This window comes from Streptomyces canus, assembly GCF_041435015.1.
GTDB classification, from domain to species: Bacteria; Actinomycetota; Actinomycetes; order Streptomycetales; family Streptomycetaceae; genus Streptomyces; species Streptomyces canus_G.
Window position 1 is genome coordinate 7,776,301 of sequence record NZ_CP107989.1, and the last position, 26,317, is coordinate 7,802,617.

The window sequence follows — 26,317 nt, forward strand, 5'->3', positions numbered from 1 at the left end:
ACCTCATGCGCAACCCGAAGCGCGTCGCCGTGATCGGTGCCGGCAGCATGGGCAGCCAGGCCATGTGGCGACTGGCCGCCCGCGGAGCCGAGGTCATCGGCTACGACCGGTACGCGCCGGGTCATGACCGCGGTGCGGCCGGGGGCGAGACCCGCATCTTCCGAGCCGTCCACCTCGGCGAACCCCGCTACATCCCGCTGCTGCGGCTCGCCGACCGGATGTGGGACCACCTCCAGGAAGAGACCGGATTCTCACTGCGACGCCGCAGCGGATGCCTGGTGATGGGCGAAACCGCGTCGCCCTCCATGGGCCTCCTCCTCGCCGCCGGCTCCACCCACCGGCTGGATCACGAGGTACTGGACCGGGAGGAACTCGCCCGCCGCTACCCGCAGCACCGCCTCCCGGACGGGCACACCGCCGTCCTCGACCGGAGGGGCGCCGTCATCAGGCCCGAGGCGTCGATCCAGGCCGCCGCCACCCGTGCCGAGCAACTGGGCGCCCGGCTGCACCGCTACACCCCGGTGCGGGAGATCGCGCCCGCGGCAGGCGGCGGGGTGCACATCGTCACCGACCAGGGCACGGATCACGTGGACACCGCGGTGGTGACCGTGGGCCCCTGGATCAACACCCTGCTCCCGGACCTGCCGCGCGCGGTCGACGTCCGCCGGCTGATCAGCTCCTGGCACATCCCCACCCGCCACGACTGGTTCGCGGGCGGCGCCCCCGCCTTCGTACGCAGCACACCCCACGACTGCTACGGGCTCCCCTCGCCCGACGGCATGTCCGTCAAGCTGGGCCTCTCCTTCAAGCTGGGCGTCCACTCCGCGCGCCATCTGCCGGTATCCGACCCCGAACGGCTCGACCGGACGGTCCGTCCGGAGGAACTCGCCACCATGCGTGAGTTCATCAGCGAGCTGATGCCCGACCTGAACCCCGATCCCATCAGGATGTCGGCCTACATGGAGGGCTACACCGACTCCGGCGACCCGCTCGTCGGCCGCCTCCCCGGCGAGGACGACATCATCGTCATGGCCGGCTTCTCCGGCAGCGGCTTCAAACTGTCCCCCGCCATGGGCGAGATCGCCGCCGACCTCGCCCTGGACGGCACCACCGACCATCCCGTCGGCTTCCTGGCACCGGCCGCGGCCGACGCTGCCTGACCTGAAGTCACCCGCCTCCCCTCATGGGGAAGTCCGTCACCGATGTGCCGGACAAACAGCGACAAATGCTGAATCGAAACCTGTTCCTGCAGCAAAGAACTGGAGTTCGTCCATGCCCATTCCGTCGTTTCAGTTCCGGCCGAAGTACGTCTCGTTCGACTGCTACGGCACGTTGATCGAGTGGCCGATGACGCCCATCACGCGTGAGCTCGTCGGCGACCAGATCCCCGCGGAGCACTGGGACCAGTTCCTCCGGGAGTTCCGCGGCTACCGCTACGACCAGGTCCGCGGCGCGTACTACCCCTACGAGCAGGTGCTGCAGGACTCCTTCGAGCGGGTCTGCCGCAAGTGGGGTGTGAAGGCGGCGCCGGACGCGGGCAAGCGGTTCGCCGACGGCGTGCGCAGCTGGGGTCCGCACGCCGACGTGCCCGAGCCGCTGAAGAAGATGGGCGAGCACTACAAGCTGGTGATCTTCTCCAACGCTGAGGACTCCTTCCTGGAGGAGAGCGTGCCCCGGCTCGGGGCGGACTTCCACGCGGTCTTCACCGCGGAGCAGGCCGGCTACTACAAGCCCCGGTACGCAGCGTTCGAGTACATGCTCGACCAGCTCGACGCGTCCCCCGAGGACTTCGTGCACGTCTCCTCGCACACCCGCTACGACCTGATGCCGATGCACGACCTGGGCTTCCGCAACCTGATCCTCCTGGACCGGGGCTACGACCCGGTCACCCACGGCTACGACTACGTGCCGGTGAAGTCCCTGGACGAGCTCAACACCATGCTCGGCATCTGAATCTCCACGCACACCGTCCCGCACGGACCGCCCAGAAGGACCCCCCACCCAGTGTTTTCCGTTCCCCCGAATCCACACCCAGCACCAGGAGGCGCCCGATGGAAGCCAACCGAATAGGACGCAGAACCGTACTCAGCACCGCAGGCGCGCTGGCCGCCGCCACCGTGGTGACCGGCTGCGGCACCCTCATGGGCAGCAGCGAAAGCCGCGGCTCGGGCAGCTCCAAGAAGCGACTCGTCGTCAGCAACAGCGGTGGCGCCTACAACGACGCCCTGACCAAGGCGATCTACGAGCCGTTCGCCAAGGAGACCGGCATCACGGTCACGACGGTCAACTACCAGTCGGCGCAAATCATCGCCCAGGTCAAGCAGGGCCGTCCGCAGGTGGACCTGATGGACAACACACTGCTGAACTTCCAGAAGATGGCCCGCCTGGAGTGTCTGGAGCCGGTGGACCACGATCGGCTGAAGAGCGTCAAGGGCGCCGGGATCGCGGAGAACAACCTGCCGGAGCACGCGGTCGGCAAGAACGTGTGGGCGAGCGTGATGGCCTACCGCACGGACAGTCTCAAGCGCGCCCCGAAGAGCTGGGCCGACTTCTGGAACACGCATTCCTTCAGCGGCCCCCGGTCGCTGCAGAGCGCGGAGGCCGACCTGCCGGAGCTGGAGTTCGCGCTGCTGGCCGACGGTGTGCCGCTGGACAAGCTGTACCCGCTGGATGTGGACCGGGCGTTCGCGTCGATGTCGCGGATCCGCGGCGATGTGAAGAAGTTCTGGAACACCGGCGCCCTGCCGGCCGTCCTGCTCGGCCGCAAGGAGGTCGTCATGACCTCCCTGTGGGGCGGCCGCGCGGATGAACTGATCAAGCAGGGGCAGCCGGTCGCCTACCAGTGGAACGGCGCCCGCAGGATGACCAACGGCTGGGGCATCCCGAAGGGCGCGGACAACACGGACGCGGCCTACCGGCTGATCGACTTCTCGCTGCGTCCCGAGGTGCAGGCGGCGTTCGCCAAGCTCAGCCCCACCGGCGGCCCGGTCGTCCCGGCGGCGACCAAGCTGCTCTCGGAGGACGTCCTGGCCACGCTGCCGACCTCACCGCAGAACCTCAAGATCGGGTTCGACGCGGATGCCGCCTGGTGGGACAAGAACCGTGACGCCGTCACCAAGCGCTGGCAGGAGTGGGCCGATGCGTGAGCGGACCCAGACCCCGACCGCCGCGAAGCTGTCCGCCGACGACCTCGCCGCCGCCCTGGCCCCTCGCTCCTCCTCACCGACGGGCAAGTCGTTGTCGGTGACGGGGCTGTGCAAGTCCTACGGCGGGACGACAGTGGTCGACGGCGTGGACATGGACATAGCGGCGGGTGAGTTCGTCACCTTCCTCGGCTCCTCCGGTTCCGGCAAGACGACCACGCTGATGATGCTGGCCGGGTTCACCGAGCCCGACTCCGGCGCCATCGCAGTGGACGGCCGGGACATCACCGAACTCAACCCGGGCAAGCGGGACTTCGGTTTCGTCTTCCAGCAGTACCTGCTCTTCCCGCACATGACGGTCGCCGAGAACGTCGCCTTCCCCCTACAACTGCGAGGGGTGGACAAGGCGGAGATCCGCCGCCGGGTGGGGGAGACCCTGGAGGCGGCGGGCCTGTCGAAGTTCGCCGGCCGCAAGCCCCGTGAGCTCTCCGGCGGTCAGCAGCAGCGCGTCGCCCTGTGCCGGGTGCTGGTCTACCGCCCGCCGATCGTGCTGATGGACGAACCGCTGGGTGCGCTGGACAAGAGGCTCCGCGACCAGATGCAGACCGAGATCAAGTCCATCCAGCGCGAACTCGGCCTGACCGTCGTCTATGTGACGCACGATCAGGAGGAGGCGCTGGTTCTCTCGGACCGGATCGCCATCATGAAGGACGGCCGCATCGAGCAGTTCGACACCCCCCGCGGCCTGTTCGAACGCCCCCGTACCCCGTTCGTCGCCGACTTCCTGGGCGCCGCCAACTTCCTCACCGGCAAGGTCGAGGACGGCGGAACAGACGACTGCACCCGCGTACGGCTGGACACCGGCGGTGTCCTCACGGCCCGCGCCCACCCCTGCGTGCCAGGACAGAGCGTGCGCGCCGCGGTGCGGCCGGGCAAGCTGCGCCTGGTCGGCGCCGAGGAGGGCTGCTGCACCGGCACGGTCGAGACGGCCGTCTACGTCGGCTCGCTCACCCGGATCGGCGTCCGCCTGGACGGGGCCGCTCCGGGGACCCCGCCGCTGCGGATCGAGACCGCCGCCGTCCCGCCGCGCACGGGCGAGCGGGTGTGTGTCACCGCCGACCGGGACGACGTCAGCGTCTTCGACGCCACGGACGGGGGGTGAACCGTGGCCGGCACCGCTCTCGCACCCGGCAAGGTGCGTGTGAAGACGTCCGCGATGCGCGGGCACCGCTCCCGGCTCGCCCTGGTCAACGCCGTCCCCGTCACGGTGTTCCTGCTGGTGCTGTTCGTGTACCCGATCATCGGGGTGCTCTCGCTGAGCCTCAAGGGCGACAGCGGCGGATTCACCCTGCACTGGTACGCCGACGCTCTCAGCGGCGTGAACCTGTCCGTGCTGCTCTCCACCCTGCGGATCTCCGCGGAGACCGCGGTGCTCAGTCTCCTGGTGGGTTTCGTCCTGGCGCACGCCATCGCCCGGATGCGGCCCGTCTTCGCCGCGCCGGCCATGCTGATCGTGGTGGTGCCGCACTTCATCAGTGCCCTGGTGCGCACCTACGGGTGGATCATCATGCTCGGTGACCACGGCCTCATCAACACGCTGTTGACTTCGCTGCACGTGCCCGGAGCCCCGTTCCCGCTGCTCTACAACGAGACCGGTGTGGTCATCGGGACCACCTCGGTGATGCTGCCCTACACCGTCCTGATCCTGCAGGGCGTGATGCGCGGCGTCGACGGCCGGCTCCTGGCCGCGGCGGCCGGCTTCGGCGCGAGCCGGTTCACCATCTTCCGCAGGATCTACCTGCCGTTGGTCGCGCCCGGGATCGGCACCGCGGGACTGCTCAGCTTCATCCTGTGCCTGGGCTACTACATCACCCCGGCCCTGATGGGCGGCGACAAGCAGACCGTCGTCGCCGCGCTCATCGACCAGCAGGTGATGCAGCAGGACCAGTGGAACTCCGCCGCCGCCTTCGGCGTCATCCTGCTCCTGCTCACCTTCGCCGGCCTGGGCGTGCTCGGCCTGGCCAAGCTCCGCCGCAAGAAGGCACACGCCCGAAGGAGCAGCTCATGATGGAACTGCCCGCCACCCGGGCCGGACACATCGGCCGCGCCCTGAGCGCCACCGCGATCCTGCTGTTCCTGGCGATGCCCATCGTCATCATCCTGGTCACCTCCTTCGGCGCGGACGGCATCGGCACCTTCCCGCCCAAGGAGTACAGCACCCACTGGTACGAGCAGATGGCCGCGCCCGGCGGCAACTGGGCCACCTCCATCGCCCTGTCCAGCCTCATCGCCTCCCTCACCACGGTGTTCTCCCTCATCCTGGGAGCCACCGCCGCCACCGCCCTGGCCCGCGGCCGGCTGCCCCTGCACACGGCGGTCTACGGGCTGGTCCTGGCTCCGCTGCTCATCCCCCAAGTGGTCATCGCGCTCGGCCTGTTCCTGTTCTTCGAACCGGCCGGAATGCTCGGCAGCCCCCTGGCCATCGCCCTCGGCCACACCGTGCTCGCCGCGCCCATCGCCATCCTCATCATGATCTCCACGCTGCGGGGCATCGACGAACGGCTGGAGGACGCCGCCGCGAGCATGGGTGCCGGCCGGCTCACCATCGCCCGGCGCATCACCTTCCCCCTGGCCACACCCGGGTTGATCGCCGCCGCGGTGTTCTCGTTCATCACCAGCTTCGACGAGTTCTTCATCGCGCAGTTCATGTCGACCCCCGACACCCGCACCCTGCCGGTCCTCGTCTTCAACGCCCTGCAGTTCGACGTCGACCCGACCGTCACCGCGGTCAGCGCCGTCCTCATCGCCCTGGCCGTCCTGGCGCTCGCCCTGGTCGCCCTCGTCCGCAAACTCGGCGGTCACCGCGACGGCCGGAACGCCCTCCCCGTGGAACCGCTCGCCTGAGCCCTGCGCCGGCACGGGCCCGCGCTACCGCTGACAGCGCCGTGCCCCACCCCCGGTGTGCCCGGCCGCGCCCTCCCCGAACACATCCCGCAGGAGACCCGTTATGAAGACGATCCCGTACTGGATTGAGACCGCCGGTCCGTTTCCCGACCGCTCGGGCAAGCCCCTCTCCGAGGACGCCGACCTGGTGGTCGTAGGCGCCGGCCTGACGGGTCTGTCCACCGCCCTCCACACCGCCCGCAAGGGTGCTCGCGTCACCCTCGTCGAAAAGGGCCAGATCGGCTCCGGTGCCTCAGCTCGCAACGGCGGCATGGCCAACCTGGGCTTCACCATCGGTGTGGGCCAGGCCATCCGCCGGTACGGACTGGAGCGGGCCCGCGAGATCTACACCTCCTACGGCGAGGCCGTGGACACCGTCGAGCGGCTCGTGAACGAGGAGTCCATCGACTGCGAGTTCCGCCGCGTCGGACGCCTGGGTGTCGCGTCCCGCCCCGCGCACTTCGAAGGCAAGAAGGCCCAACAGCGCGACCTGGCCAAGCACTTCGGACACGAGACCATTCTGATCGGTAAGTCCGAGCTGCGTTCCGAGATCGGCTCCGACGCCTACCACGGCGGCCTGCTCGACCCGTTCAGCGCCGCACTGCACGTCGGCCGCTTCGTACGCGGCATGGCCGAGGCCTGCGAGCGCACCGGTGTCGAGATCCACGAGCGCAACGCGGCCATCGGTGTGCGGCGCACCGCCGGCGGCCGGTTCGAGGTCAGCACCGAGCGCGGTGTGATCCGCGCCGGGCAGGTCATGATGGCCACCGACGCCTACACCGACAAGAACTTCCCGTGGCTGCGCCGCCGGCAGGTCTGCCTGGGCAGCTTCATCATCGTGACCGAGCCGCTCGGCGAGGACCTCGCCCGGGACATCATCCCGAAGGCCCGCCTCATCGTCGACTCCAACCAGGTCTGCCACTACTTCCGGCTCACCCCGGACAACCGGCTGCTGTTCGGCGGCCGAGCCCGCTTCGCGCCGTCGGACCCCACCTCGGACAAGAAGAGCGGGGCCGTCCTGTTCCGTGAGATGTGCGAGATCTTCCCCCAACTCGCCCGCACGAAGGTCGAGTACGTGTGGGGCGGCTCCGTCGGCTTCGCGATGGACCGCATCGTGCACGCCGGGCAGACCGAGGACGGCGTCCACTACTCCATGGGATACGCGGGCCACGGCGTGCAGATGGCCACGCACATGGGCCAGGTCATGGCCGAGGTGATCGACGGCCACCCCGAGGTCAGCCCGGTCCGCGACCTGGCCCCGCCCCGCATCCCCCTCTACAACGGCACCGCCTGGTTCCTGCCCTTCGCGGGCGCCTACTACAAGACGCTGGACCGCATCCGCTGACCGGTCGGCAGCCCCTCCACACCTTCAAGGAGATACCCACGATGACTGTCGTCCGTGATGTTCCCAAGCAGCTGTTCATCGGCGGTGCCTGGCAGGACGCCGCGTCCGGCCGGACCCTGTCCGTCGACAACCCGGCCACCGGCGAGGAACTGTGCCGGGTCGCCGACGCCTCACCCGCCGACGGCCGGCGTGCCGTTGAGGCGGCGGTCGCCGCGCAGGCCGCCTGGGCCGCCACTCCGCCCCGGGTGCGCAGCGAGATCCTGCGCCGCGCCTACGACCTCATCATCGCGCGCACCGAGGACCTCGCGCTGCTGATGACCCTGGAGATGGGCAAGCCGCTGGCCGAGGCGCGTGCCGAAGTCGCCTACGGCGCGGAGTTCTTCCGCTGGTTCTCCGAGGAGGCCGTCCGTATCGACGGAGGCCTGACCACCGCCCCCGACGGCAGGAACCGCCTGCTGGTCACCCGTCAGCCCGTCGGCCCCTGCCTGCTCATCACCCCCTGGAACTTCCCCCTCGCGATGGGTACGCGCAAGATCGGCCCCGCCATCGCCGCCGGCTGCACCATCGTCCTCAAACCCGCCCCCCAGACCCCCCTGACCAGCCTCGCCCTGGCGGAGATCCTCACCGAAGCGGGTCTGCCGGCCGGTGTGCTCAACATCGTCACCACCACCGACGCCGCCGGCCTCGTCGAACCTCTCCTGCGCGGCGGGAAAATCCGCAAACTCTCCTTCACCGGCTCCACCCAGGTCGGCCGGATCCTGCTGGCCCAGTGCGCCGACACCGTCATCCGCACCTCGATGGAACTGGGCGGAAACGCCCCCCTCATCGTCTTCGACGACGCCGAGCTCGACGTCGCCATCGAGGGCACCATGGTCGCCAAGATGCGCAACATGGGCGAATCCTGCTGCGCAGCCAACCGCATCTACGTCCACACCTCCGTCGCCGACGAGTTCGCCACCCGCCTCGCCGCCCGCATGGCCGCCCTGAAGGTCGGCGACGGCACCGCACCCGGCACCGACGTCGGACCCCTCATCGACATCGCCGGCCGCAGCAAGGCCCACGACCTGGTACGGGACGCCGTCAAGCGCGGCGCCACCGTGCTCACCGGCGGTGAACTCCCCGACGGGCCGGGCTGCTTCTACCCGCCCACCGTCCTCACCGGCATCGCCGCCGAATCGGCGATCATCGACAGCGAGATCTTCGGCCCGGTCGCCGCGATCCGTACCTTCGACACCGAGGACGAGGCCGTCACCGCCGCCAACGACACGGAATTCGGCCTGGCCGCCTACCTGTTCACCCAGAACCTCGACCGCGCCCTGCGCGTCGCCGAACGCCTCGAAAGCGGCATGATCGGCCTCAACACCGGACTGGTCTCCAACCCCGCAGCGCCCTTCGGCGGCGTCAAGCAGTCCGGCCTGGGCCGCGAAGGCGGACGCGTCGGCATCGACGAGTTCCTGGAGTACAAGTACATAGCCGTCCCCGTCGGAGCCTGACATGCCCGAGCGACTCGTCGTCCTCCACCGCGGCAACCGGCCCCCCGCCACCGCACTCATCGAACGCCTCGCGGACACCGTCTACGCCACCGAGGAAGAACTGCCCTACCTCCTCCCCGGCGCCGACGCCCTCCTGGCCTGGGTCACCATCACCCCGGCCATCCGCGAGGCCTGGCCCGACAACCCGGACAAGGCACCCCGCTGGGTCCACGCGGCCTCGGCGGGCGTGGACTCCTTCCTGTTCCCCGCCCTGGTGGACGATCCGGGCGTTGTCCTGACCAACGCCCGCGGGGTCTACGACCAGCCGACCGCCGAGTACGTCCTCGGCCTGATCCTCGCCCTGGCCAAGGACTTCCCCGGCACCTGGGAGCACCAGCGGCGCCGCGAGTGGCGTCCGCGCCCCAGCGACGGCATCACCGGACGCACCGTGCTGGTCTGGGGGACGGGGCCGATCGGCCGGGCCATCGCCCGGCTGCTGCGCGCCGTCGGGATGCGGGTGTGCGGCGCGGGCCGCAAGGCCCGCACGGACGACCCCGACTTCGGCACGGTCCACGGTGCGTCGACCCTGCGCTCCGCCCTGACGGAAGCGGACTACGTCGTCCTGGCCGCACCCCTCACCCAGGGCACCCGGGGCATGGTCGACGCCTCCGTGCTCGCCGCCATGAAGCTCGGGGCACGGCTGATCAACGTGGGCCGGGGCGGACTCGTCGACGAGGAGGCGCTGGTCGACCATCTCGCCGCCGGACGGCTCGGCGGCGCGGCCCTGGACGTGTTCGCCCAGGAACCGCTGCCTGCCGTATCACCCCTGTGGGACATGCCCGGCGTGATGATCTCCCCGCACACGGCGGGCGAGACCACCAGCGAGCGGGAGGCGCTCGTCGAGGTGTTCCTCGACAACCTCACCCGGCACCTCGAGGGCCGGCCGCTGCGCAACGTGGTGGACAAGCGGCGCGGATACGTGGTCGACGGGACGCACCCCGCCTGAGGGCGGCACTATCGGCACAAAAGGACAGGCACTCAACACGTCGCGCCCGCACATGTCTTGACTCCTGTTTTCAGCCACCCCAATACTCGTCGGCAACGTTCACGTGAACGTTCACGGCAGCTTGACATCGTTGTCCTACCCGTCCGGAAAGCGAGTGCGCGCCCATGCCACACCGAACGATGTCCCGAAGGCGCCTGCTCGGTGCCTCTCTCGGCGGGGCGGGTGCCGCTCTGCTGGGCCTGTCGGGGTGCGGGAGCGCGAGCGGCTCGATCTCCGCGGGCACCGACCACCTGACGATCTGGTACTGGAACGGCTCGCTGAGTGCCAAGCTGCTCGCCACCTCCGCACGCGGCGTGCCGGGGGCGAGGGGGCTGAAGGTCAAGGGTGCCTCGATCGCGGGCGATTACCGGGGCAAGCTGCGGACCGTCATGGCGGCCCGTGCCTATGTGCCGGACCTGGCCTGTCTCAACTCCCCGATCGGGGACTACTTCCCGGACGAGAGCGAGTTCGTGGACCTGAAGGACCTGGGCGCGGACGCCGTCGAGGACGAGTACCTCGCCTGGAAGTGGAAGAGCTGCGTCAGCCCGTCCGGCCGGATGATCGGTTTCCCGCTGGACGCCGGTCCCACCGCGCTCTACTACCGACGTGACCTGTTCGAGCAGGCCGGTCTGCCCACCGAACCGGAGGAGGTCGCGGAGGCCACCTCGACCTGGGAGAAGTACCTCCAGGTCGGCAAGACCCTCAAGGCGAAGGCGCCGAGCCACCCGTATCTGGTCTCGCAGATCGCCTACGTGTTCCGGATGGCGCTCTACCAGAGCCCCAAGCAGTTCGTGGACGCCGACAACCGCTTCATCGGCGACCAGGAACACGTGAAGCGCGCCTGGGACCTGGCCGTGGAGACCTACCGGCAGGGGTTGAGCGCCCGGGCCCTGGACGGCACGCCCGACTTCAACTCGGCCCTCAGCGGCGGCCGTATCGGCACGATCAACAACGCGGTCTGGTACATCGGCGGCCTCAAGGACACCGCGCCCAGGACCTCGGGGAAGTGGCGGCTGACCACCATGCCGGACGGCCCGGCGAACTACGGCGGGTCCTACGTCGGCATCACCCGCTACTGCCGTGATCCGGAAGGGGCGTTCGCCTTCCTGAAGTGGATGCTCGGCCCCGCGAACCAGCTGAAGAGCTATCAGGAGATGTCGCTGTTCCCCACCACCCCGGCCGTGTACTCCCAGCCGGCGATGCGCGAACCGGACCCGTTCTTCGGCGGGCAGATCCCCGTCGACGTCTTCGGACCGGCGGCGAAGAAGGCCCCGGTGATCTTCTTCAGCGCCTACGAGAACACCGCGAACACCCCGGTCTACCAGGAGCTGACGAACGTGGAGACGCTCGGCAAGAACCCCGACAAGGCCTGGCGCGACGCCATGAACGCCGCCGAACGGGCGCTCGCCCAGCGGGGGGTGAGCTGACATGGCCACCCTGGCACAGGCACCTCCGTCCGACAGCACCGAGGAGCCGGCCCGCACGGAGGCACCGCGGGGGAGGTGGCGGCGTCATCTTCCGCCGTACGTCGCCATCTCGCCGTACTACATCCTCTTCGCCCTCTTCGGCGCCTTCCCGGTGTTCTTCTCGTTCTACCTGTCCTTCCACGACTGGGACGGCATCGGGAGCATGAAGTTCGTCGGGTTCCGGCAGTACTACTGGCTGCTGCATGACTCGGTGTTCTGGCACTCGATCGTCAACACCTTCGAGATCTGGTTCATGTCCACGGTGCCGATGCTCTTCCTGGCGCTGGTACTGGCGTTCCTGCTGCACTCGCAGGTGCGGTACTCGGCCGCCTGGCGGGTGGCGTACTTCATTCCGAACGTCACCTCCATGGTCGCCATGACCATCGTGTTCGGGTCGGTCTTCGCGCAGGCGGGGCTCGCCAACTCGCTGCTCAAGGCGGTCGGGGTGGACGGCATCGGCTGGCTGACCTCCTCCCTCGGGATCAAGTCGGCGATCTCCCTCATGGTCATCTGGCGGTGGGTCGGTTACAACGCCCTGATCTTCCTGGCCGGTCTCCAGGCCATCCCGAACGAGCTCTTCGAGGCCGCCCGGGTCGACGGGGCGAGCAGCCGCCAGGTGCTGTTCCGGGTCGTCGTGCCGCAGCTCAGGCCGGTGATCCTGTTCGCCATCATCACCTCCACCATCGGCGGCCTCCAGATCTTCACCGAGTCGCAGGTGCTCTTCTACTCGGACGACCCGGGCACCGCGGGCGGTCCCGGCCAGGAAGGCATGACGATCGTGCTCTATCTGTGGCAGAAGTCCTTCAACGACCTCCAGTTCGGCTACGGCGCCGCGATGGGCTGGATCCTCTTCGCACTGATCGCCGTCTTCGCCGTCATCAACTGGCGGCTGGTGTCCGGGGGCGACCGCGACGACCGCCGCGGTATCCCGCTGCTGCGCAAGGGAGGCCGCAATGGCCGCTGAGCACACGAACTCCCACGCCGGCCTCGCGATCGGCGCCGGCAGCAGGCGGACCCGGGTCCTGGTACGGGTCGCCCTGCTCCTCGGGGTGCTGGTCTCCCTCTTCCCGTTCTACTGGCTGGTGGTGATGGCCTCCGTCACCACCCAGGACATCCTGGCCTACCCGCCCCGGCTGGTGCCCGGCACCCAACTCCTGCACAACATGCGGGAGGTGATCGACCGGATCGATTTCTTCACCTCCCTCTTCAACACGGTCGTGGTGGCCACGGTCGGCACACTGCTGGTGCTGTTCTTCGACTCCCTGGCGGCCTTCGCCTTCGCCAAGTACGAGTTCCCGGGGAAGGGGATTCTCTTCGGCATCCTGATGGCGACGTACATGATCCCGTCGCAGCTGGCGCTGGTGCCGCAGTTCGTCACCATGGCCGAGTTCGGCTGGGCGGGCACGTTGAAGGCGTTGATCATCCCGGGGGCGGCCAACGCGTTCGGCATCTTCTGGATGCGCCAGTACGCCCAGAACTCGTTGCCGGACGAACTCCTCGACGCCGGCCGGATCGACGGCGCCGGCTTCTTCCGGCTCTACGCGCAGGTCGCGCTGCCGCTGTTCCGGCCCGCGCTCGCCTTCCTCGGCATCTTCACCTTCATCAGCCTCTGGAACGACTACATCTGGCCCCTGGTGGTGATGGTCAACCCCGACAAGGTCACCCTCCAGGTCGCCCTGGCCAACCTCAACATCGCCTACAACACCGACTACGCGGTGGTGATGGCCGGCGCGCTGATGAGCGTCCTGCCGCTGATCGTCGTCTTCCTGATCGGCGCACGGCACTTCCTGCGGGATCTCGCGGCGGGGGCGACGAAGATGTGAACGCGGGTGGGTAGGGTCCCGGGATGGGAAAGGGTGAGGGCGTTCCGGAGAAGGTGGCCTGGGTTCTCGTGCGTGACGGGCGGGTGCTCGTGACACGCAGCCGCGGTGTGGATGTCTTCTACTTCCCGGGCGGGAAGAGGGAGCCGGGCGAGTCCGATGCCGAGACCTTGGCGCGCGAGATCGTCGAAGAACTCCGGTCCCGGGTCGATACGACCACGATGGTGCACGTCGGCACCTTCGAGACGCGGAGGGACGACGGACGCACCGAGTTCCGGATGATCTGTTACACCGCCGAGTGCACCGGTCCGCTGGTTGCCTCGAGCGAGATCGAAGAGACGGACTGGTTCGGCTACGGCGACCGTGAGCGGGTCTCGGCCGTGGACCGGATGGTGTTCGACGCGCTGCACGCCTCCGGCCTACTGCTCTGAGGGGACAGGCCGGGGTTCGGTACCATGCGGGGAGAGTCTCCGGTTCGCGAGGAGTGTCTGGATGACGCCGGTCAGGCCCATGCGCGCGGACGCTCGGCGCAACTACGAGCGGTTGCTGAAGGTGGCGGCGGAAGCCTTCGCCGAGCATGGGGAGGGCGCGTCGCTGGACGACATCGCCAAGCGGGCCGGTGTGGGGTCCGGGACGCTGTACCGGCATTTCCCCACGCGGCAGGCCCTGCTGGAGGCGGCGTACGTGGACCGTGTCGAGGGGTTCGCGCGCCGGGCCGACGAGCTCGCGGAGGAGTTGCCGCCGGGGGAGGCGCTGGCGGAGTGGCTGTACGAGCTGTGCGTCGGGACGATTCAGGTACGCGGGCTGAAGACGCTGCTGGGGTCGGCGGTGGCGGACGCGAGCGATGCGGTGCTCACGGTGTGCGGGACGCATGTGCGGGGGGCGGCGACGCGGCTCGTGGAGGCGGCGCGGGCGGAGGGGACGCTGCGGGCGGATGTCGAGCCGATCGAGTTGCTGCGGCTGGCGCACGGGGTCGTCGGCGCGGCGGAGTTGGCGGACGGCGGGGGCGAGTCCATCCGGCGTTACCTGTCACTGCTCACGGAGGGGCTGCGGGCGTAGTCGGTCGTGGGTCAGCCTGCCAGCCGCGCTTTCCAGATCTCCTCGCTGGGCCATTGCCGGGCCCAGTCGGCGGAAACCTCCGGATAGTCCTGGTGGGCATGCCGGGGCGCTTGAATCTCCAGCAGGTCCTCGACGACGAAGCCGCAGGAGCGAAGCAGACGGAGCATCTCACCATGCGGCAGGATGAACTCCACGTGCGATTCCCGGTGCAGCCGGGTCAGGCCGAACTGCCCGCGGGACAGCGTGGTGGACACCGGTCCCTCGGACGGCACGCACAGCGCGAACAGCGGTGAGTAGCGCATGAAGACCAGCCGGCCACCGGGAACGAGGAGCCGGGCCGCCTCCGGGATCCACTGGTAGGGGTCGCACCACAACGAGGCGCCGAATTCGCTGATCGCCAAGTCGAAGGTGTTGTCCTCGTAGGGCACCTTCTCGGCATTGCCCAGGATCAGCGGGAAGTCGATGCCGAACTCCGCCTGCATCGCGCGAGCGGTGGCGAGCTGCTTCTCCGAGAGGTCGATCCCGACCGGGTGGGCGCCCGCTCCGGCGAGCCAGGCGGAAACGTAGGCGGTACCGCAGCCCAGCTCGATGGCGCGCATCCCGTCGATGCCGTCGGGAAGGACGCGGGCCTGCGACTCGGGGGTGGCCCACAGTCCCCAGGACGGTTCCGTGCGCGCCCAGTGATCACGGGCGAGCGGCCCGTGCCACGCGGCCGCCTCGTCATCCCAGAAGCGTCGGTTCTGCTCCAGATGGTCCGCAGGGCCGTCATGAGTCATGAAGGCATTCGATCGAAGATGCCGGTGCTGCGGCAACGCAATTACACAGTCGGTGGGGGGCCGACTCGCGCAGGCCCCCCACCACTCACCGCCTGGCCATGCACCGCATCGTGCACTAGAGCGCCTGTGCCGCCGGCTTCACCATCCCCCTCACCGTGCGGGACTTCACGAAGTCGCCGATCGCCGTCATCTCCCATTCACCGGAGAACTGCTTGATCAGCTTGGCCATCATGACGCCCGTCTGCGCCTCGGCGTTCGTGAGGTCGAAGCGGACCAGTTCCTCTCCGCTCGCGGCGTCGATGAGGCGGCAGTACGCCTTGGCGACCTCCGTGAACTTCTGGCCGGAGAAGGAGTTGACGGTGAAGACGAGGCCGGTGACCTCCTGGGGGAGCCGGCCGAGGTCGACGACGATCACCTCGTCGTCACCGCCGCCCTCACCCGTGAGGTTGTCACCGGAGTGCTTGATCGCGCCGCCGACGATGGACAGCTTGCCGAAGTAGCAGCTGTCGATGTGGTTGCGCTGCGGCCCGTAGGCGATGACGGACGCGTCGAGGTCGATGTCCTTGCCGCGGTAGGCGGGCTCCCAGCCGAGACCCATCTTGACCTGGGAGAGCAGCGGACGTCCGCCCTTGACCAGGGACACCGTCTGGTTCTTCTGGAGGCTGACCCGGCCCTTGTCGAGGTTGATCTTCCCGGCGCCGGGAGCGGGCGGAGCCGGGGCAGCGGGCGGCGCCGGCGGGGCGAGCCGCGGGTCCATGGCCGGGGTCGGCGGGGCCACCGGGGTCTGCATGGTCGGCGCGGGCGGCGGAGTCACCGGCTGCGGCGGGGCGACAGGGGCCGCGGCGGGCGCCGGGGCGGGTTCCTCCACCGTCACGCCGAAGTCCGTCGCGATCCCGGCCAGCCCGTTGGCGTACCCCTGCCCCACCGCCCGGGCCTTCCAGGCGCCGTTGCGCAGGTAGACCTCCACGATCACCAGCGCCGTCTCGGTGCCGAGCTGCGGGGGTGTGAACGTGGCCAGCACGCTGTTGTCGTCCGCGTCACGGATCGTGGCCGTCGGCTCGATGCCCTGGAAGGTCTGGCCCGCGGCGTCCGGGCTGGCGGTGACGACGATCTTCTCGATGCCCGGCGGTACGGCCGACGTGTCGACGGTGATCGCGTCGGGGGCCGTACCACCGCCCGAGCGGTACGTCACCCCCGGGCCGGAGGGCTGGTTGTAGAAGATGAAGTCGTCGTCGGAGCGCACCTTGCCGTCGGCGGTGAGCAGCAGGCCCGATACGTCGAGCCGCACGGGCGCGGCGACGTCCACCGTCACGCGGGCGGCGGACAGGGGGATGTTCGAGCCGGGGGTCATAGCTGTCATGCCCCGTGAACGATCGGGCCCACTTTGCCGTTCCCTTACCCGACGGCCAAATGGCCGAGCGGGCTACGGCACCACCACGATCTTGCGTCCCACCCCCGCGGCGAACTGCTCCAGGGCCTCCGGATACCGGTCCAGAGGCAGCCGGTCGCTGATGAAGATCTCCGGATCCAGGACACCGGTCGCGAACAGCTCAGCCGCGCGTTCGAAGCTGTGCAGGACGGCCATGGAGCCGGTGATGGTGATCTCCTGGTTGTAGATGCGGTACGGGTCGATCGTCACCCGCGTCGCGTAGTCGGCCACCCCGAACTGGAGGAAGGTGCCCGCCTTGGCCACCCGCTCCAGGCCGTCCTGGATCGCCGCCGCGTTGCCCGTCGCGTCGACCACCAGGTCCCAGCCCTGCGGACGGTCCAGCTCGTCCGGGTTCGCGGCGGACGCCGAGACGCCGAGGCTGCGGGCCGTCTCCAGGCGGGCCGGGTTCACGTCCACCATGTCCACGCTCGCCGCGCCCGTCCGCTTGGCCAGCTCCAGCATCATCAGGCCCATCGTCCCCGAGCCGTAGATCAGGACATGGGCACCCAGGCGGGACTGCAGGACGTCGTACCCCCGGACCGCACAGGACAACGGCTCCACCAGCGCCGCGTCCTGGGTACGGACGTGTTCGGGCAGCCGTACGCAATTGGCCACCGGCGCGACCGCGTACTGTGCCGCGCCACCCGCCGTCGTGACGCCGATCGCGGCCCAGCGTTCGCAGAGGTTGTTGTGGCCCGTACGGCAGTAGCGGCACTCGTAGCAGTACAGGGACGGGTCGACCGCCACCCGGTCGCCGACCGAGAGCTCGGTGACCTGGGTGCCGACGCCGACCACCTGGCCGGCGAACTCGTGGCCCGGCACGATCGGCAGCTTGGGGGCGAACTCGCCCTGGAGGATGTGCAGGTCGGTGCCGCACAGACCGCACGCGGCGACCTCGACGACGACCTCGCGCGGGCCCGGCGTCGGGTCCGGGACCTCGGCGACGACGGCACGGCCCACGGACTCGATGACGGCGGCCTTCATTTCACGGCTCCCAGCGACAGGCCCTGGACCAGTTTGTCCTGGGCGGCGAACCCCGCGGCGAGTACCGGCAGGGAGATGACGAGCGACGCGGCGCACACCTTGGCCAGGAACAGGCCCTGGCTGGTGATGAAGCCGGTCAGGAACACGGGGGCGGTCTCGGCCACCACGCCGGTCAGCACCCTCGCGAACAGCAGTTCGTTCCAGCTGAAGATGAAGCAGATCAGGGCGGTCGCCGCGATGCCGGGCAGGGCGATGGGGGCCACCACGCGCGCGAGGATCGTCGGAAGCCGGGCGCCGTCCACGCGCGCGGCCTCGATCACGGCCACCGGGACCTCGGCGAGGAAGGACTGCATCATCCAGACGGCGATCGGCAGGTTCATCGACGTGTAGAGGATGACCAGCAGCCAGATGTTGTCGAGCATGTCGGTGTTCTTCGCGAACAGGTAGATGGGGAGCAGGCCCGCCACCACCGGGAGCATCTTCGTCGACAGGAAGAAGAACAGGACGTCCGTCCACTTCCTGACCGGGCGGATGGAGAGCGCGTACGCCGCCGGGAGGGCCAGGAGCAGGACGAAGAGGGTCGAGGCCAGCGAGGCGACCGTCGAGTTGATCAGGGCCGGCCAGGGGCTCGCGCCGCCGCCGGTGCCGAAGAACTCGCGGTAGCCGTCCAGGGTCAGGGCGGCGCCGAAGGAGGGCGGGTTGGTGGCCGCGTCCGTCTCCGAGTGGAAGGACGTCAGGGCCATCCACGCGATCGGCAGGAAGAAGACGATTCCCAGCAGCCAGGCCACCAGACCCAGGCCAAGTCCCTTGCGTTTCACGGCGATCGTGCTCATGCCCGGCCCACCTCCTCACGGAACAGGGACGACACCACGCGCAGGGCGAAGGTCGCGATGATGATGGAGCCGATGACGACCAGGACGCCGGCGGCCGAGGCGAGGCCGTTCTCGTGGGCCTGGTAGAAGCTCTGGTAGACGGTGTAGGGGAGGTTGGCGGTCCCGAGGCCGCCGGAGGTGATCGTGAAGACCGCGTCGAAGTTCTGGACGATGTAGATCGAGCCCAGCAGGGCGCCCAGCTCCAGATACCTGCGCAGATGCGGGAGGGTCAGATAGCGGAAGATCTGCCAGTCGCTCGCGCCGTCCACCCGCGCGGCCTCCATCTGCTGCTGGTCGCGGCTCTGGAGGCCGGCCAGCAGGATGAGCATCATGAACGGTGTCCACTGCCAGACCAGGGAGGCCTCGACGGCGAGCAGCGGGGTGTTGGATATCCAGTCCGGCTGTGGGCCGCCCACATAGTGCAACAACCCATTGAGTAGGCCGTATTCGGGGTTGTAGAGCACATGTTTCCAGAGCAGTGCGGCTGCCACCGGGACCACCAGGAAGGGCGCGATCAGCAGCGTGCGGACCACGCCACGGCCTTTGAAGCGACGGTCCAGGAGCAGGGCCAGGAGCAGTCCGAGGACGAGGCTGACCAGGACCACCGTCACCGTCAGCAGGACCGTCGTCCACACGGAGTGGCGCAGGTCCGCGTCGGTGAGGACGTCCTTGTAGTTGTCGACGCCGGTGAAGTGACGGGCCTTGGGATAGAGGGAGTTCCAGTCGAAGAACGAGATCACCACCGTGGCCACGAACGGCAGCTGGGTGACCACGATCATGAAGATCAGGGCGGGGAGCAGCGGGGCGCGGGTGGCCCAGGCGCGGAGGCGGGCCTTCGACGGGTCCGCGGTGCGTACGGTCTGAGTGGCCGGCGGGGCCACGGTTGTCGCGGTCATCGTCCCTCGTACTCCTCGGAGATCTTCTCGGCGAGCTGCTGGGACTTCTTCAGGGCCGACTCGACGGACTGGCGTCCGGCGATGGCCGCGCTGATCTCCTGGGAGACCCTGGTGCCCAGATCGGTGAACTCGGGGATGCCGACGAACTGGATGCCGGGCGCGGGGCGCGGCTGCACCCCCGGGTCGTTCGGCCGGGCCTGCTCGATGGCCTCCTTGGTCATCTCCTGGAAGGCGGCGGCCTCTTTCACGTAGGCGGGGTTGGTGTACGTCGACGCGCGTTTGCCGGCCGGCACGTTGGACCAGCCGATCTGGTCGCCGACCAGCTGCTCGTACTGCTTGCTGGAGGCCCAGGAGACGAACTTCCAGGCCTTGTCGGGGTTGCGTGAGGCGTCCTGGATGCCCCAGGCCCAGGTGTAGAGCCAGCCGGAGGACTTCGTCTCCTCGACGGGGGCGGGGGCGTAGCCCACCTTGCCTTTGACCGGGGAGCCCTTCGCCTCCAGGGAACCCGCCGCGGAGGTGGCGTCGTACCACATGGCGACCTTGCCCTGGGTCATGTTGTTGAGGCACTCGGCGAAGCCGGACTGGGCGGCGCCGGACTCGCCGTGGTCGCGGACGAGGTCGACATAGAACTTCACCGCCTTCTCGAACTCGGGGGAGTCGAGGCGGGCCTTCCAGCCCTTGTCGAACCAGGTGCCGCCGAAGGTGTTCACGACCGTGGTGAGCGGGGCCATGACCTCACCCCAGCCGGGCAGGCCGCGCAGACAGATGCCCTTCATGCCGGACTCGGCGCCGTCCACCTTCGCGGCCAGGTCGGCCACCTGGGTCCAGGTGGGACGGGCCGGCATCGTCAGCCCTTTCTGCTCGAAGAGGTCCTTGCGGTACATCAGGAAGGACGACTCGCCGTAGAAGGGCTGGCCGTAGAGCTTGCCGTCGTCGCCGGTCAGCGACTGGCGCATCGGCGCGAGGACGTCCCTCTCGTCGTACGACGGGTCCCTGGCGACGTACGAGTTCATCTCGTGCAGCCAGCCGTTGCGGGCGTAGATCGGGATCTCGTAGTTGGACAGGGTCGCCACGTCGTACTGGCCGGCCTGGTTGGCGAAGTCCTGGCTGATCTTGTCGCGGACGTCGTTCTCGGGCAGGACGGTGAAGTTGACCTTGATCCCGGTCTCCTTGGTGAAGTGGGCCTTGGTCAGCTTCTGCAGCTCGGTCATCTGGGGGTTGTTGACCATCAGGACGTTGATGGCGTCGCCGCCCGACCCCGCCCCGCCGGCTCCGACCCAGCAGCCGGAGAGCAGCGGGGCGAGCAGCGTCCCTGCGGCGGCCATGGCGAGCGTGGCTCGCGGCGGCCGTCGTCGGCTCTGGGTTCGCATGGATCGCTCCTGGACATAGAGGGATATATAGGGCGCTTCATGGTGCGGAAGGCCCGCTGATCACGGCAGTTCGACGTTCAGACCCTGATGACCTGTGGTCCCAGCAGGGAGTACCGATGGGCCTCGGGCGAGGGCAGCAGCGTGCTCGTCACGATCGCCTCCAGCGCGCCGATCTCCGCGAAGCGGCAGAAGCTGACCGCGCCGAACTTGGTGTGCACGCCGGCGAACACGGTGCGGCGCGCGGCTCGGATCGCCTGTGCCTTGACCTCGCTGACCGCCGGGTCGGGGGTGGTGAGGCCGTGTTCGCGGGAGATGCCGTTGGCGCCGATGAAGGCCAGGTCGAGGACGAAGCCGGCCAGCATCTTCGTCGTCCAGTGGTCGACGGTCGCCAGGGTGCCGGGGCGGACCCGGCCGCCGAGCAGCAGGACGGAGGTGTGCTCGGCCTCGGCAAGGGCTCCCGCGACCGGCAGGGACGCGGTGACCACGGTCAGCGGCCGGTCCCGGGGCAGGGCCTCGGCGATGAGCTGCGGGGTGAAGCCCTCGTCGACGAAGACGGTCTCGGCGTCCCCGAGCAGCTCGGCCGCGGCGGCCGCGACCCGGCGCTTCTCGGGCACATGGCTGGTGGCCCGGAAGGCGAGCGTGGTCTCGAACCCGGCGCTCTCCACGGGATAGGCCCCGCCGTGCGTACGACGCACCAGCCCGTGGTCCTCGAGGGCGCGCAGATCCCGTCGTACGGTCTCCTTGGCCACGCCCAGTGCGGCGGCGAGCGCGTTGACGTCGACCGAGCCGGTGGCGCGCGCGGTGCGCACGATCTCGCGCTGGCGTTCCTCCGCGGTTCTCGCGTCCATGGCCGACACCCGCCTCTCGCACGCGCTGCTCTGCCCGTTCGGGCCCGGTGTGGCCCTTGGGGGAAGTTCTACAGCGGGTACGGGGGACTGACCAGGCCTGTTGCGGGTCCGATGCTGCCCGTGTGTGCCCGTTTGCGGAGCGGAGTGACCGCCTCGGACCTGCGGAGGCGTCCGAAAAGGCGTGGGATCGGGCACCGCCGGTGCCCGAAGACGGCTATGGGCGGGCCCGTTCGGTGCCCGCCCGTCCGTCTCGGGGGTGTCAGTACGGCCAGATCGGTGGGTCCGTCACGAACTGGCCGCCCAGGTAGGCGTGCCCCTCGTTGCCGTCCTGGAGCTCGCCCTGCTCGGCGATCAGCTTGTCCGCGTACGGCTCGGAGTCGTCCTGCGGGTCGTAGCCGAGCGCCCGCGCGGTGGTGAGGTCCCACCACAGACGGGTGTTGGCGGAGGAGCCGTAGACCACGCTGTGGCCGACCTGCTCGGCGGTCAGGGCCGCGTGGAGGAGGCGGGCGCCGTCGGCCGGGCTCATCCAGAGCGAGAGCATGCGCACGCTGGTCGGCTCGGGGAAACAGGAGCCGATGCGCACGGAGACGCTCTCCAGGCCGTGCTTGTCCCAGTAGAACTGCGCGAGGTCCTCGCCGAAGGACTTGGACAGGCCGTAGAAGGTGTCCGGGCGGCGCGGGGTGTCGATGGGGATGAGCGGGTCGGCGCCCTGGGGGCGGGGGGTGTAGCCGACGGCGTGGTTGGAGGAGGCGAAGACGATCCGTCCGACGCCCTCGGCGTGAGCGGCCTCGTACAGGTTGTAGGTGCCCTCGATGTTCGCCTTGAGGATCTTCTCGAAAGGGGCTTCCAGGGAGATGCCCGCGAGGTGGATGATCGCGTCGACACCCCGAACGGCTTCGCGTACCGCGTCCTTGTCGGCGAGGTCGGCGACGACCGCGTCCGGCTCGCCCTCGACGGGCCGCAGATCGAGCAGGCGCAGGTCGTAGCCGTAGGCCGGGAGCAGATCCCGCATCAGGGTGCCGAGCCCGCCGGCGGCACCGGTGAGCAGAACGGTACGGGGAGCGGGCATCCTCGGGTCTCCTTGGGGCGACGGCCGTATGAGTGCACGGTATTCACATTCGTGGACAAGCTAAGGATCATTCCGCTTCTCCGTCAAGGGTGGCGCGACCCATGTTCATAAATATAAACTTCGATCAGAATCCCGCACGCCCGTTCTTCTCGTCCACTCGTTCTAGGGAGAGCCTGTGACGTCTGCCGACCTCGCCCATCGACTCGGCATCCCCAGCGGGCCGCTGTTCTTCCCGGTCACGGCGTACGGCGCCGACGGCTCCGTCGACCTCGACACCTACCGCGCGCATGTGCGCCAGGGCGTGGCGGCGGGGGCCGCCGCCGTGTTCGCGTGCTGTGGCACCGGGGAGTTCCACGCGCTCACGCCCGAGGAGTTCGAGGCGTGCGTCCGCGCGGCCGTCGAGGAGACGGCGGGGCGGGTGCCGGTGGTGGCGGGCGCCGGATATGGCACCGCGCTCGCCGTACGGTACGCGCGGCTCGCCGAGGCGGCCGGGGCCGACGGGCTGCTCGCCATGCCGCCCTACCTCGTCGTCGCCGGGCAGGAGGGGCTGCTGCGGCACTACCGGGAGGTGGCCGCCGCGACCGCGCTCCCGGTGATCGTCTACCAGCGCGACAACGCCGTCTTCACCCCGGAGACCGTCGTCGAACTGGCCCGCACCGAGGGGATCATCGGCCTCAAGGACGGCCTCGGCGACCTCGACCTGATGCAGCGGATCGTCAGCGCGGTGCGCACCGAGGTACCCGGCGACTTCCTCTACTTCAACGGACTGCCGACCGCCGAGCAGACCCAGCTCGCCTACCTCGCCATCGGCGTCCCCCTGTACTCCTCGGCCGTCTTCTGCTTCGCCCCCGAGATCGCCCTCGCCTTCCACCGCGCGATCGTCGACGGCGACCGGGCCACCGTCGACCGCCTGCTCGACGGCTTCTACCGCCCCTTCGTCGAACTGCGCGCGCGTGGCCGTGGATACGCGGTCTCCCTGGTGAAGGCCGGCGTCCGGATGCGGGGCCTCGACGTGGGGGAGGTCCGCCCGCCGCTGCACGAGCCGGGCGAGGATCATGTGAAGCAGCTCGCGGAGATCATCGAGCGCGGATACGCGCTCCTGGAGGAGGCACAGTGAAGGCGTCCACGTTCGTCTACCCCTGGGACGTCAACGGGGACCCGGAGGCCGCGACGCGTATCGCCGGGCTCGGCGTACAGCAGGCGACCCTCGCCGCCGCCTACCACTCCACGCGCGCCCTGACCCCCCGCCACCCGCGGCACCGCATCGTCACCGCCGAGCACGCGTCCGTGCTGTATCCGACGGACGCACGCTGGGAAGGGCGTGCACTGCGTCCGTACGCGGCCGGCGACTGGGCCCCCGGCGACGCCTTCGGCGAGGCGGCCGCGCAGCTTTCCGAGGCGGGCCTCGACGTGCACACCTGGGTGGTCCTCGCGCACAACTCCCGCCTGGGCGCCGAGCATCCGGACACCTCGGTCGTCAACGCCTACGGTGACCGCTACCCGTGGGCCCCGTGCATCGCACAGCCCGCCACGCGCGCGTACCTGATCGACCTCGCCGTCGAGGCGGCGCTGCGCCCGGGGGCGGCCGGCACCGAACTCGAGTCCCTCGGCTGGTACGGCCTCCAGCACCTGCACGCCCACGACAAGACCGGCGGGGTGCCGCTCGGCGACGCCGGGATGTACCTCATGGCGCTCTGCTTCTGCGGGACGTGCCGCGAGGGGTACGGCGAGCAGGGGCTGGACGCCGACTCGCTGGCCGCGGCCGTGCGCACCGCCCTGGAGCCGCTGTGGCAGGGCGCGCCGGACGACGGGGGCTGGGCCGGGGTCGAGAAGCTCCTCGGCGCCGGTACGGCGGCGGCCACGCGCGCGTGGCGTGACGAGACCGCCCGTACGCTCCAGGAGTCGGCGGTCCGCGCGGTCCGCTCGGCCGCTCCCGAGGGCTTCCAGATCCTGCTGCACGCCGACCCCGTGACGTACCACGTCGGTGCCAACCCGGGTGTCGACCCCGAGCACATCCTGTCCGTCGCGGACGGTGTCGTCGTGCCCTGCGCGGGCGGACCGGACCTGCTCACGCCCTTTGCGCGGGCCCGCGAGGACGCGGTGATCGCCGCCAACTTCCCCGTCGTCTCGCAGATGGGCGGCAGCCCGGGCACGCTCGCGGCGGACGTGGCGCGGGCACGGGAGCTGGGAGCGACCGAGATCCGGCTGTATCACGCGGGGTTGGCGTCGGACGGCGACCTGGACGCGATCCGTGAGGCACTGGCCGGCCGCTGAAACAACGGCACTGCCGTGGCCAGCCAGGCCACGCCCAGGAGGGCCGACAGCGGCCGCTGGTCGACCAGTTCGACCAGGGCCGCGCCGGCCGCGAGGCCGAGCACGTTCGGGGTGTACACCAGCGTGTGCGCCGTGGCGACGGCACGGCCCAGGAGTGCGTCCGGGGTCTCGCCCTGTACGGCCGTGAGCGCGGCGATCAGCACACAGGGGAGACCCGCGCCGATCGCCGCACTGGACACCAGGGCCAGCGGGTCGGACGGGATCGCCCGCAGGCCGGCGGCGACGGCGGTCAGGGCGATGCCGTACGCGGCGAACCGGCGCTCGCCCAGCCGGCGCAGAGCGGGCCCGGAGACCAGCCCCACCGCCAGGGAACCGGCGCCCTGGGCGGCGTACAGCGCACCGGCGTACGCGGGGGAGTGGCCGAGTCCGTCGATCACGGCGTAGATCAGCGCGCCGTTGATCCCGGCGCACAGCATGGTGGTGCCGCCGGCCAGGACCAGCGGCCGGAGTATGGGGTGGGCCCATATGTGGCGGGCTCCGGCGCCGGCGGGGGTGCGCCTGGACAGCGTGCGGCGGCGGGTGGTGGCCGGGCCGAGGCCGGGTGTCTTGGGCGCGGCTGCCGTGCGTCTGAACAGTCTGGGGCGGCTGGGGGTGGTCGGGCCGAGGCCGGGTGTCTTGGGTGTGGCTGCCGTGCGTCTGAACAGTCTGAGGCGGCTGGGGGTGGTCGGGTCGTCGGGTGTTTTGGGTGTGGTTGCCGTGCGCTGTCCGGGGAGGCTCGTGGCGGTCGGGCTGCGGCTGGGTGACGGCGGCGGGGTCGCCGTTCGCCCGGACGGCTCGTCCCCGCTGCCAGTGCTCGTCGGCGGCGCGAGGGGATCCGGTCGGGTCTCGCGGACCCGCAGCCCGGCGTACAACAGCGCGGCCAGGACGAACGTGATCGCGTCCAGGAGTGCCACGCCCGGTCCGCCCTGGAGTGCGTAGAGCCCTGCTCCCGCCAGCGGCGCCACCAGCTTCATGCCCTCCGTGACCGCCATCCGCAGCCCGTTGAAGTCGCCGAGCAGGGACGGGGGGACGGCGCCGGCGACCAGGGCCGACTCCGCCGCGTCATGGACAACGCCCGCGGCGCCGTACACGAAAAGGACCGTGAGGACGAGCCACACCCGGTCGGGGCCGTCGACGGCGAGGAGGGCCGGGAGCAGGACCGCCATCAGGAGGCTGCCGCCGATCAGCAGGCGCTTGCGCGGGACCCGGTCGGCCAGTGCGCCGAGCAGCGGGCCCGCCAGGGCCGGTGCCCACATCGCGAGCATGCACAGCGCGGCCAGGCCGTCCGAGCCGGTGAGGTCCTTGACCCAGACGCCGGACACCAGCCACAGGGCCGAGGTGCCGAAGCCCGAGACGGTCACCGCGGTGAGAAAGAGCCTGGCGTTGCGGTCGTGGAACACCGCCCATGTCTTCGTCATGCCTGGACATCGTGGGCCTAAGGCCCCGGGCCCGGGATGGGGCAGGTGC

The 26,317-nt window shown here is 69.8% G+C and carries 25 protein-coding genes; 16 read left to right on the forward strand and 9 right to left on the reverse strand.

What is annotated here, in order from left to right; genetic code table 11:
• The first annotated feature begins 5 nt into the window (after positions 1-5).
• From solA to OG841_RS35550, 14 genes are all read left to right on the forward strand, one after another.
• Positions 6-1,160: an N-methyl-L-tryptophan oxidase gene (gene solA, locus OG841_RS35485; RefSeq protein ID WP_328637649.1), complete on the forward strand. Its 1,155-nt coding sequence runs from the start codon at positions 6-8 to the stop codon at positions 1,158-1,160.
• Positions 1,161-1,272: 112 nt separating this feature from the next.
• Entirely contained in the window at positions 1,273-1,953 is a 681-nt protein-coding gene (locus OG841_RS35490) for a haloacid dehalogenase type II (RefSeq protein WP_328637648.1), read from the forward strand.
• A gap of 98 nt (positions 1,954-2,051) precedes the next feature.
• A complete protein-coding gene (locus tag OG841_RS35495; RefSeq protein WP_328637647.1) occupies positions 2,052-3,146 on the forward strand; it encodes a polyamine ABC transporter substrate-binding protein in 1,095 nt (364 codons plus the stop codon).
• On the forward strand, positions 3,139-4,305 hold the full coding sequence (locus OG841_RS35500) for an ABC transporter ATP-binding protein (protein WP_328637646.1): 1,167 nt from the start codon (positions 3,139-3,141) through the stop codon (positions 4,303-4,305). The genes OG841_RS35495 and OG841_RS35500 overlap by 8 nt, the downstream gene beginning before the upstream one ends.
• Before the next feature lie 3 nt (positions 4,306-4,308).
• On the forward strand, positions 4,309-5,211 hold the full coding sequence (locus tag OG841_RS35505; protein ID WP_328637645.1) for an ABC transporter permease: 903 nt from the start codon (positions 4,309-4,311) through the stop codon (positions 5,209-5,211).
• Positions 5,208-6,047 carry an ABC transporter permease gene (locus OG841_RS35510; RefSeq protein WP_328637644.1) on the forward strand — a complete coding sequence of 280 codons (840 nt, stop codon included), beginning with the start codon at positions 5,208-5,210 and terminating at the stop codon, positions 6,045-6,047. Before OG841_RS35505 ends, OG841_RS35510 begins: the two co-directional genes overlap by 4 nt.
• A 103-nt stretch (positions 6,048-6,150) precedes the next feature.
• Positions 6,151-7,431 (forward strand): NAD(P)/FAD-dependent oxidoreductase, encoded by a 1,281-nt coding sequence (locus OG841_RS35515; RefSeq protein ID WP_328637643.1) that lies wholly within the window; start codon positions 6,151-6,153, stop codon positions 7,429-7,431.
• Between the two features lie 41 nt (positions 7,432-7,472).
• Entirely contained in the window at positions 7,473-8,924 is a 1,452-nt protein-coding gene (locus OG841_RS35520; RefSeq protein WP_328637642.1) for an NAD-dependent succinate-semialdehyde dehydrogenase, read from the forward strand.
• A gap of 1 nt (position 8,925) precedes the next feature.
• Positions 8,926-9,909, forward strand: coding sequence for a D-2-hydroxyacid dehydrogenase (locus OG841_RS35525; RefSeq protein ID WP_328637641.1), 984 nt, complete (start codon positions 8,926-8,928; stop codon positions 9,907-9,909).
• Positions 9,910-10,088: 179 nt separating this feature from the next.
• Positions 10,089-11,375 (forward strand): ABC transporter substrate-binding protein, encoded by a 1,287-nt coding sequence (locus tag OG841_RS35530; RefSeq protein ID WP_328637640.1) that lies wholly within the window; start codon positions 10,089-10,091, stop codon positions 11,373-11,375.
• Between the two features lies 1 nt (position 11,376).
• Positions 11,377-12,378, forward strand: coding sequence for a carbohydrate ABC transporter permease (locus OG841_RS35535; protein ID WP_328637639.1), 1,002 nt, complete (start codon positions 11,377-11,379; stop codon positions 12,376-12,378).
• Positions 12,368-13,237, forward strand: coding sequence for a carbohydrate ABC transporter permease (locus tag OG841_RS35540; RefSeq protein WP_328637638.1), 870 nt, complete (start codon positions 12,368-12,370; stop codon positions 13,235-13,237). Before OG841_RS35535 ends, OG841_RS35540 begins: the two co-directional genes overlap by 11 nt.
• A gap of 23 nt (positions 13,238-13,260) precedes the next feature.
• The gene (locus OG841_RS35545; protein WP_328637637.1) at positions 13,261-13,665 is read left to right on the forward strand and encodes an NUDIX hydrolase; all 405 of its coding nucleotides are present in this window, start codon (positions 13,261-13,263) and stop codon (positions 13,663-13,665) included.
• A 61-nt stretch (positions 13,666-13,726) separates the two neighbouring features.
• A complete protein-coding gene (locus OG841_RS35550; RefSeq protein ID WP_328637636.1) occupies positions 13,727-14,293 on the forward strand; it encodes a TetR/AcrR family transcriptional regulator in 567 nt (188 codons plus the stop codon).
• Between the two features lie 11 nt (positions 14,294-14,304).
• On the opposite strand, the gene OG841_RS35555 is transcribed toward OG841_RS35550, so the two are convergent.
• The 8 genes from OG841_RS35555 to OG841_RS35590 all read right to left on the reverse strand — a co-directional run bounded on the left by OG841_RS35555 (position 14,305) and on the right by OG841_RS35590 (position 22,537).
• Positions 14,305-15,069 (reverse strand): class I SAM-dependent methyltransferase, encoded by a 765-nt coding sequence (locus OG841_RS35555; protein WP_328637635.1) that lies wholly within the window; start codon positions 15,067-15,069, stop codon positions 14,305-14,307.
• A 115-nt stretch (positions 15,070-15,184) separates the two neighbouring features.
• Positions 15,185-16,420 (reverse strand): TerD family protein, encoded by a 1,236-nt coding sequence (locus tag OG841_RS35560; RefSeq protein WP_371570917.1) that lies wholly within the window; start codon positions 16,418-16,420, stop codon positions 15,185-15,187.
• A 72-nt stretch (positions 16,421-16,492) separates the two neighbouring features.
• Positions 16,493-17,482 (reverse strand): zinc-dependent alcohol dehydrogenase family protein, encoded by a 990-nt coding sequence (locus tag OG841_RS35565; RefSeq protein WP_328637634.1) that lies wholly within the window; start codon positions 17,480-17,482, stop codon positions 16,493-16,495.
• The gene (locus OG841_RS35570) at positions 17,479-18,315 is read right to left on the reverse strand and encodes a carbohydrate ABC transporter permease (protein ID WP_328637633.1); all 837 of its coding nucleotides are present in this window, start codon (positions 18,313-18,315) and stop codon (positions 17,479-17,481) included. Before OG841_RS35570 ends, OG841_RS35565 begins: the two co-directional genes overlap by 4 nt.
• Positions 18,312-19,250: a carbohydrate ABC transporter permease gene (locus OG841_RS35575; protein WP_328637632.1), complete on the reverse strand. Its 939-nt coding sequence runs from the start codon at positions 19,248-19,250 to the stop codon at positions 18,312-18,314. Before OG841_RS35575 ends, OG841_RS35570 begins: the two co-directional genes overlap by 4 nt.
• Positions 19,247-20,620 (reverse strand): ABC transporter substrate-binding protein, encoded by a 1,374-nt coding sequence (locus tag OG841_RS35580; RefSeq protein ID WP_328637631.1) that lies wholly within the window; start codon positions 20,618-20,620, stop codon positions 19,247-19,249. The genes OG841_RS35575 and OG841_RS35580 overlap by 4 nt, the downstream gene beginning before the upstream one ends.
• A gap of 77 nt (positions 20,621-20,697) precedes the next feature.
• A complete protein-coding gene (locus OG841_RS35585) occupies positions 20,698-21,468 on the reverse strand; it encodes a DeoR/GlpR family DNA-binding transcription regulator (protein WP_371568264.1) in 771 nt (256 codons plus the stop codon).
• Between the two features lie 259 nt (positions 21,469-21,727).
• Entirely contained in the window at positions 21,728-22,537 is an 810-nt protein-coding gene (locus OG841_RS35590) for an NAD-dependent epimerase/dehydratase family protein (protein WP_371568267.1), read from the reverse strand.
• Positions 22,538-22,712: 175 nt separating this feature from the next.
• On the opposite strand from OG841_RS35590, the gene OG841_RS35595 reads away from it, so the two are divergent.
• Both OG841_RS35595 and OG841_RS35600 read left to right on the forward strand, forming a co-directional pair.
• Entirely contained in the window at positions 22,713-23,654 is a 942-nt protein-coding gene (locus tag OG841_RS35595) for a 5-dehydro-4-deoxyglucarate dehydratase (protein WP_328637628.1), read from the forward strand.
• Positions 23,651-24,811, forward strand: coding sequence for a hypothetical protein (locus tag OG841_RS35600; protein ID WP_328637627.1), 1,161 nt, complete (start codon positions 23,651-23,653; stop codon positions 24,809-24,811). Before OG841_RS35595 ends, OG841_RS35600 begins: the two co-directional genes overlap by 4 nt.
• On the opposite strand, the gene OG841_RS35605 is transcribed toward OG841_RS35600, so the two are convergent.
• Positions 24,748-26,268, reverse strand: a complete 1,521-nt coding sequence (locus tag OG841_RS35605) for an MFS transporter (RefSeq protein ID WP_371568270.1) — start codon at positions 26,266-26,268, stop codon at positions 24,748-24,750. The two genes, OG841_RS35600 and OG841_RS35605, sit on opposite strands and share 64 nt — an antisense overlap.
• Positions 26,269-26,317: the final 49 nt, after the last annotated feature.

What these genes read in the sequence shown, in the direction of transcription:
- solA (WP_328637649.1), top strand. Translation starts at nt 6, where the DNA reads ATGCGCAACCCGAAGCGCGTCGCCGTGATCGGTGCCGGCAGCATGGGC.
- OG841_RS35490 (WP_328637648.1), top strand. Translation starts at nt 1,273, where the DNA reads ATGCCCATTCCGTCGTTTCAGTTCCGGCCGAAGTACGTCTCGTTCGAC.
- OG841_RS35495 (WP_328637647.1), top strand. Translation starts at nt 2,052, where the DNA reads ATGGAAGCCAACCGAATAGGACGCAGAACCGTACTCAGCACCGCAGGC.
- OG841_RS35500 (WP_328637646.1), top strand. Translation starts at nt 3,139, where the DNA reads ATGCGTGAGCGGACCCAGACCCCGACCGCCGCGAAGCTGTCCGCCGAC.
- OG841_RS35510 (WP_328637644.1), top strand. Translation starts at nt 5,208, where the DNA reads ATGATGGAACTGCCCGCCACCCGGGCCGGACACATCGGCCGCGCCCTG.
- OG841_RS35515 (WP_328637643.1), top strand. Translation starts at nt 6,151, where the DNA reads ATGAAGACGATCCCGTACTGGATTGAGACCGCCGGTCCGTTTCCCGAC.
- OG841_RS35520 (WP_328637642.1), top strand. Translation starts at nt 7,473, where the DNA reads ATGACTGTCGTCCGTGATGTTCCCAAGCAGCTGTTCATCGGCGGTGCC.
- OG841_RS35525 (WP_328637641.1), top strand. Translation starts at nt 8,926, where the DNA reads ATGCCCGAGCGACTCGTCGTCCTCCACCGCGGCAACCGGCCCCCCGCC.
- OG841_RS35530 (WP_328637640.1), top strand. Translation starts at nt 10,089, where the DNA reads ATGTCCCGAAGGCGCCTGCTCGGTGCCTCTCTCGGCGGGGCGGGTGCC.
- OG841_RS35535 (WP_328637639.1), top strand. Translation starts at nt 11,377, where the DNA reads ATGGCCACCCTGGCACAGGCACCTCCGTCCGACAGCACCGAGGAGCCG.
- OG841_RS35540 (WP_328637638.1), top strand. Translation starts at nt 12,368, where the DNA reads ATGGCCGCTGAGCACACGAACTCCCACGCCGGCCTCGCGATCGGCGCC.
- OG841_RS35545 (WP_328637637.1), top strand. Translation starts at nt 13,261, where the DNA reads ATGGGAAAGGGTGAGGGCGTTCCGGAGAAGGTGGCCTGGGTTCTCGTG.
- OG841_RS35550 (WP_328637636.1), top strand. Translation starts at nt 13,727, where the DNA reads ATGACGCCGGTCAGGCCCATGCGCGCGGACGCTCGGCGCAACTACGAG.
- OG841_RS35555 (WP_328637635.1), bottom strand. Translation starts at nt 15,069, where the DNA reads ATGACTCATGACGGCCCTGCGGACCATCTGGAGCAGAACCGACGCTTC.
- OG841_RS35560 (WP_371570917.1), bottom strand. Translation starts at nt 16,420, where the DNA reads ATGACCCCCGGCTCGAACATCCCCCTGTCCGCCGCCCGCGTGACGGTG.
- OG841_RS35565 (WP_328637634.1), bottom strand. Translation starts at nt 17,482, where the DNA reads ATGAAGGCCGCCGTCATCGAGTCCGTGGGCCGTGCCGTCGTCGCCGAG.
- OG841_RS35570 (WP_328637633.1), bottom strand. Translation starts at nt 18,315, where the DNA reads ATGAGCACGATCGCCGTGAAACGCAAGGGACTTGGCCTGGGTCTGGTG.
- OG841_RS35575 (WP_328637632.1), bottom strand. Translation starts at nt 19,250, where the DNA reads ATGACCGCGACAACCGTGGCCCCGCCGGCCACTCAGACCGTACGCACC.
- OG841_RS35580 (WP_328637631.1), bottom strand. Translation starts at nt 20,620, where the DNA reads ATGCGAACCCAGAGCCGACGACGGCCGCCGCGAGCCACGCTCGCCATG.
- OG841_RS35585 (WP_371568264.1), bottom strand. Translation starts at nt 21,468, where the DNA reads ATGGACGCGAGAACCGCGGAGGAACGCCAGCGCGAGATCGTGCGCACC.
- OG841_RS35590 (WP_371568267.1), bottom strand. Translation starts at nt 22,537, where the DNA reads ATGCCCGCTCCCCGTACCGTTCTGCTCACCGGTGCCGCCGGCGGGCTC.
- OG841_RS35605 (WP_371568270.1), bottom strand. Translation starts at nt 26,268, where the DNA reads ATGACGAAGACATGGGCGGTGTTCCACGACCGCAACGCCAGGCTCTTT.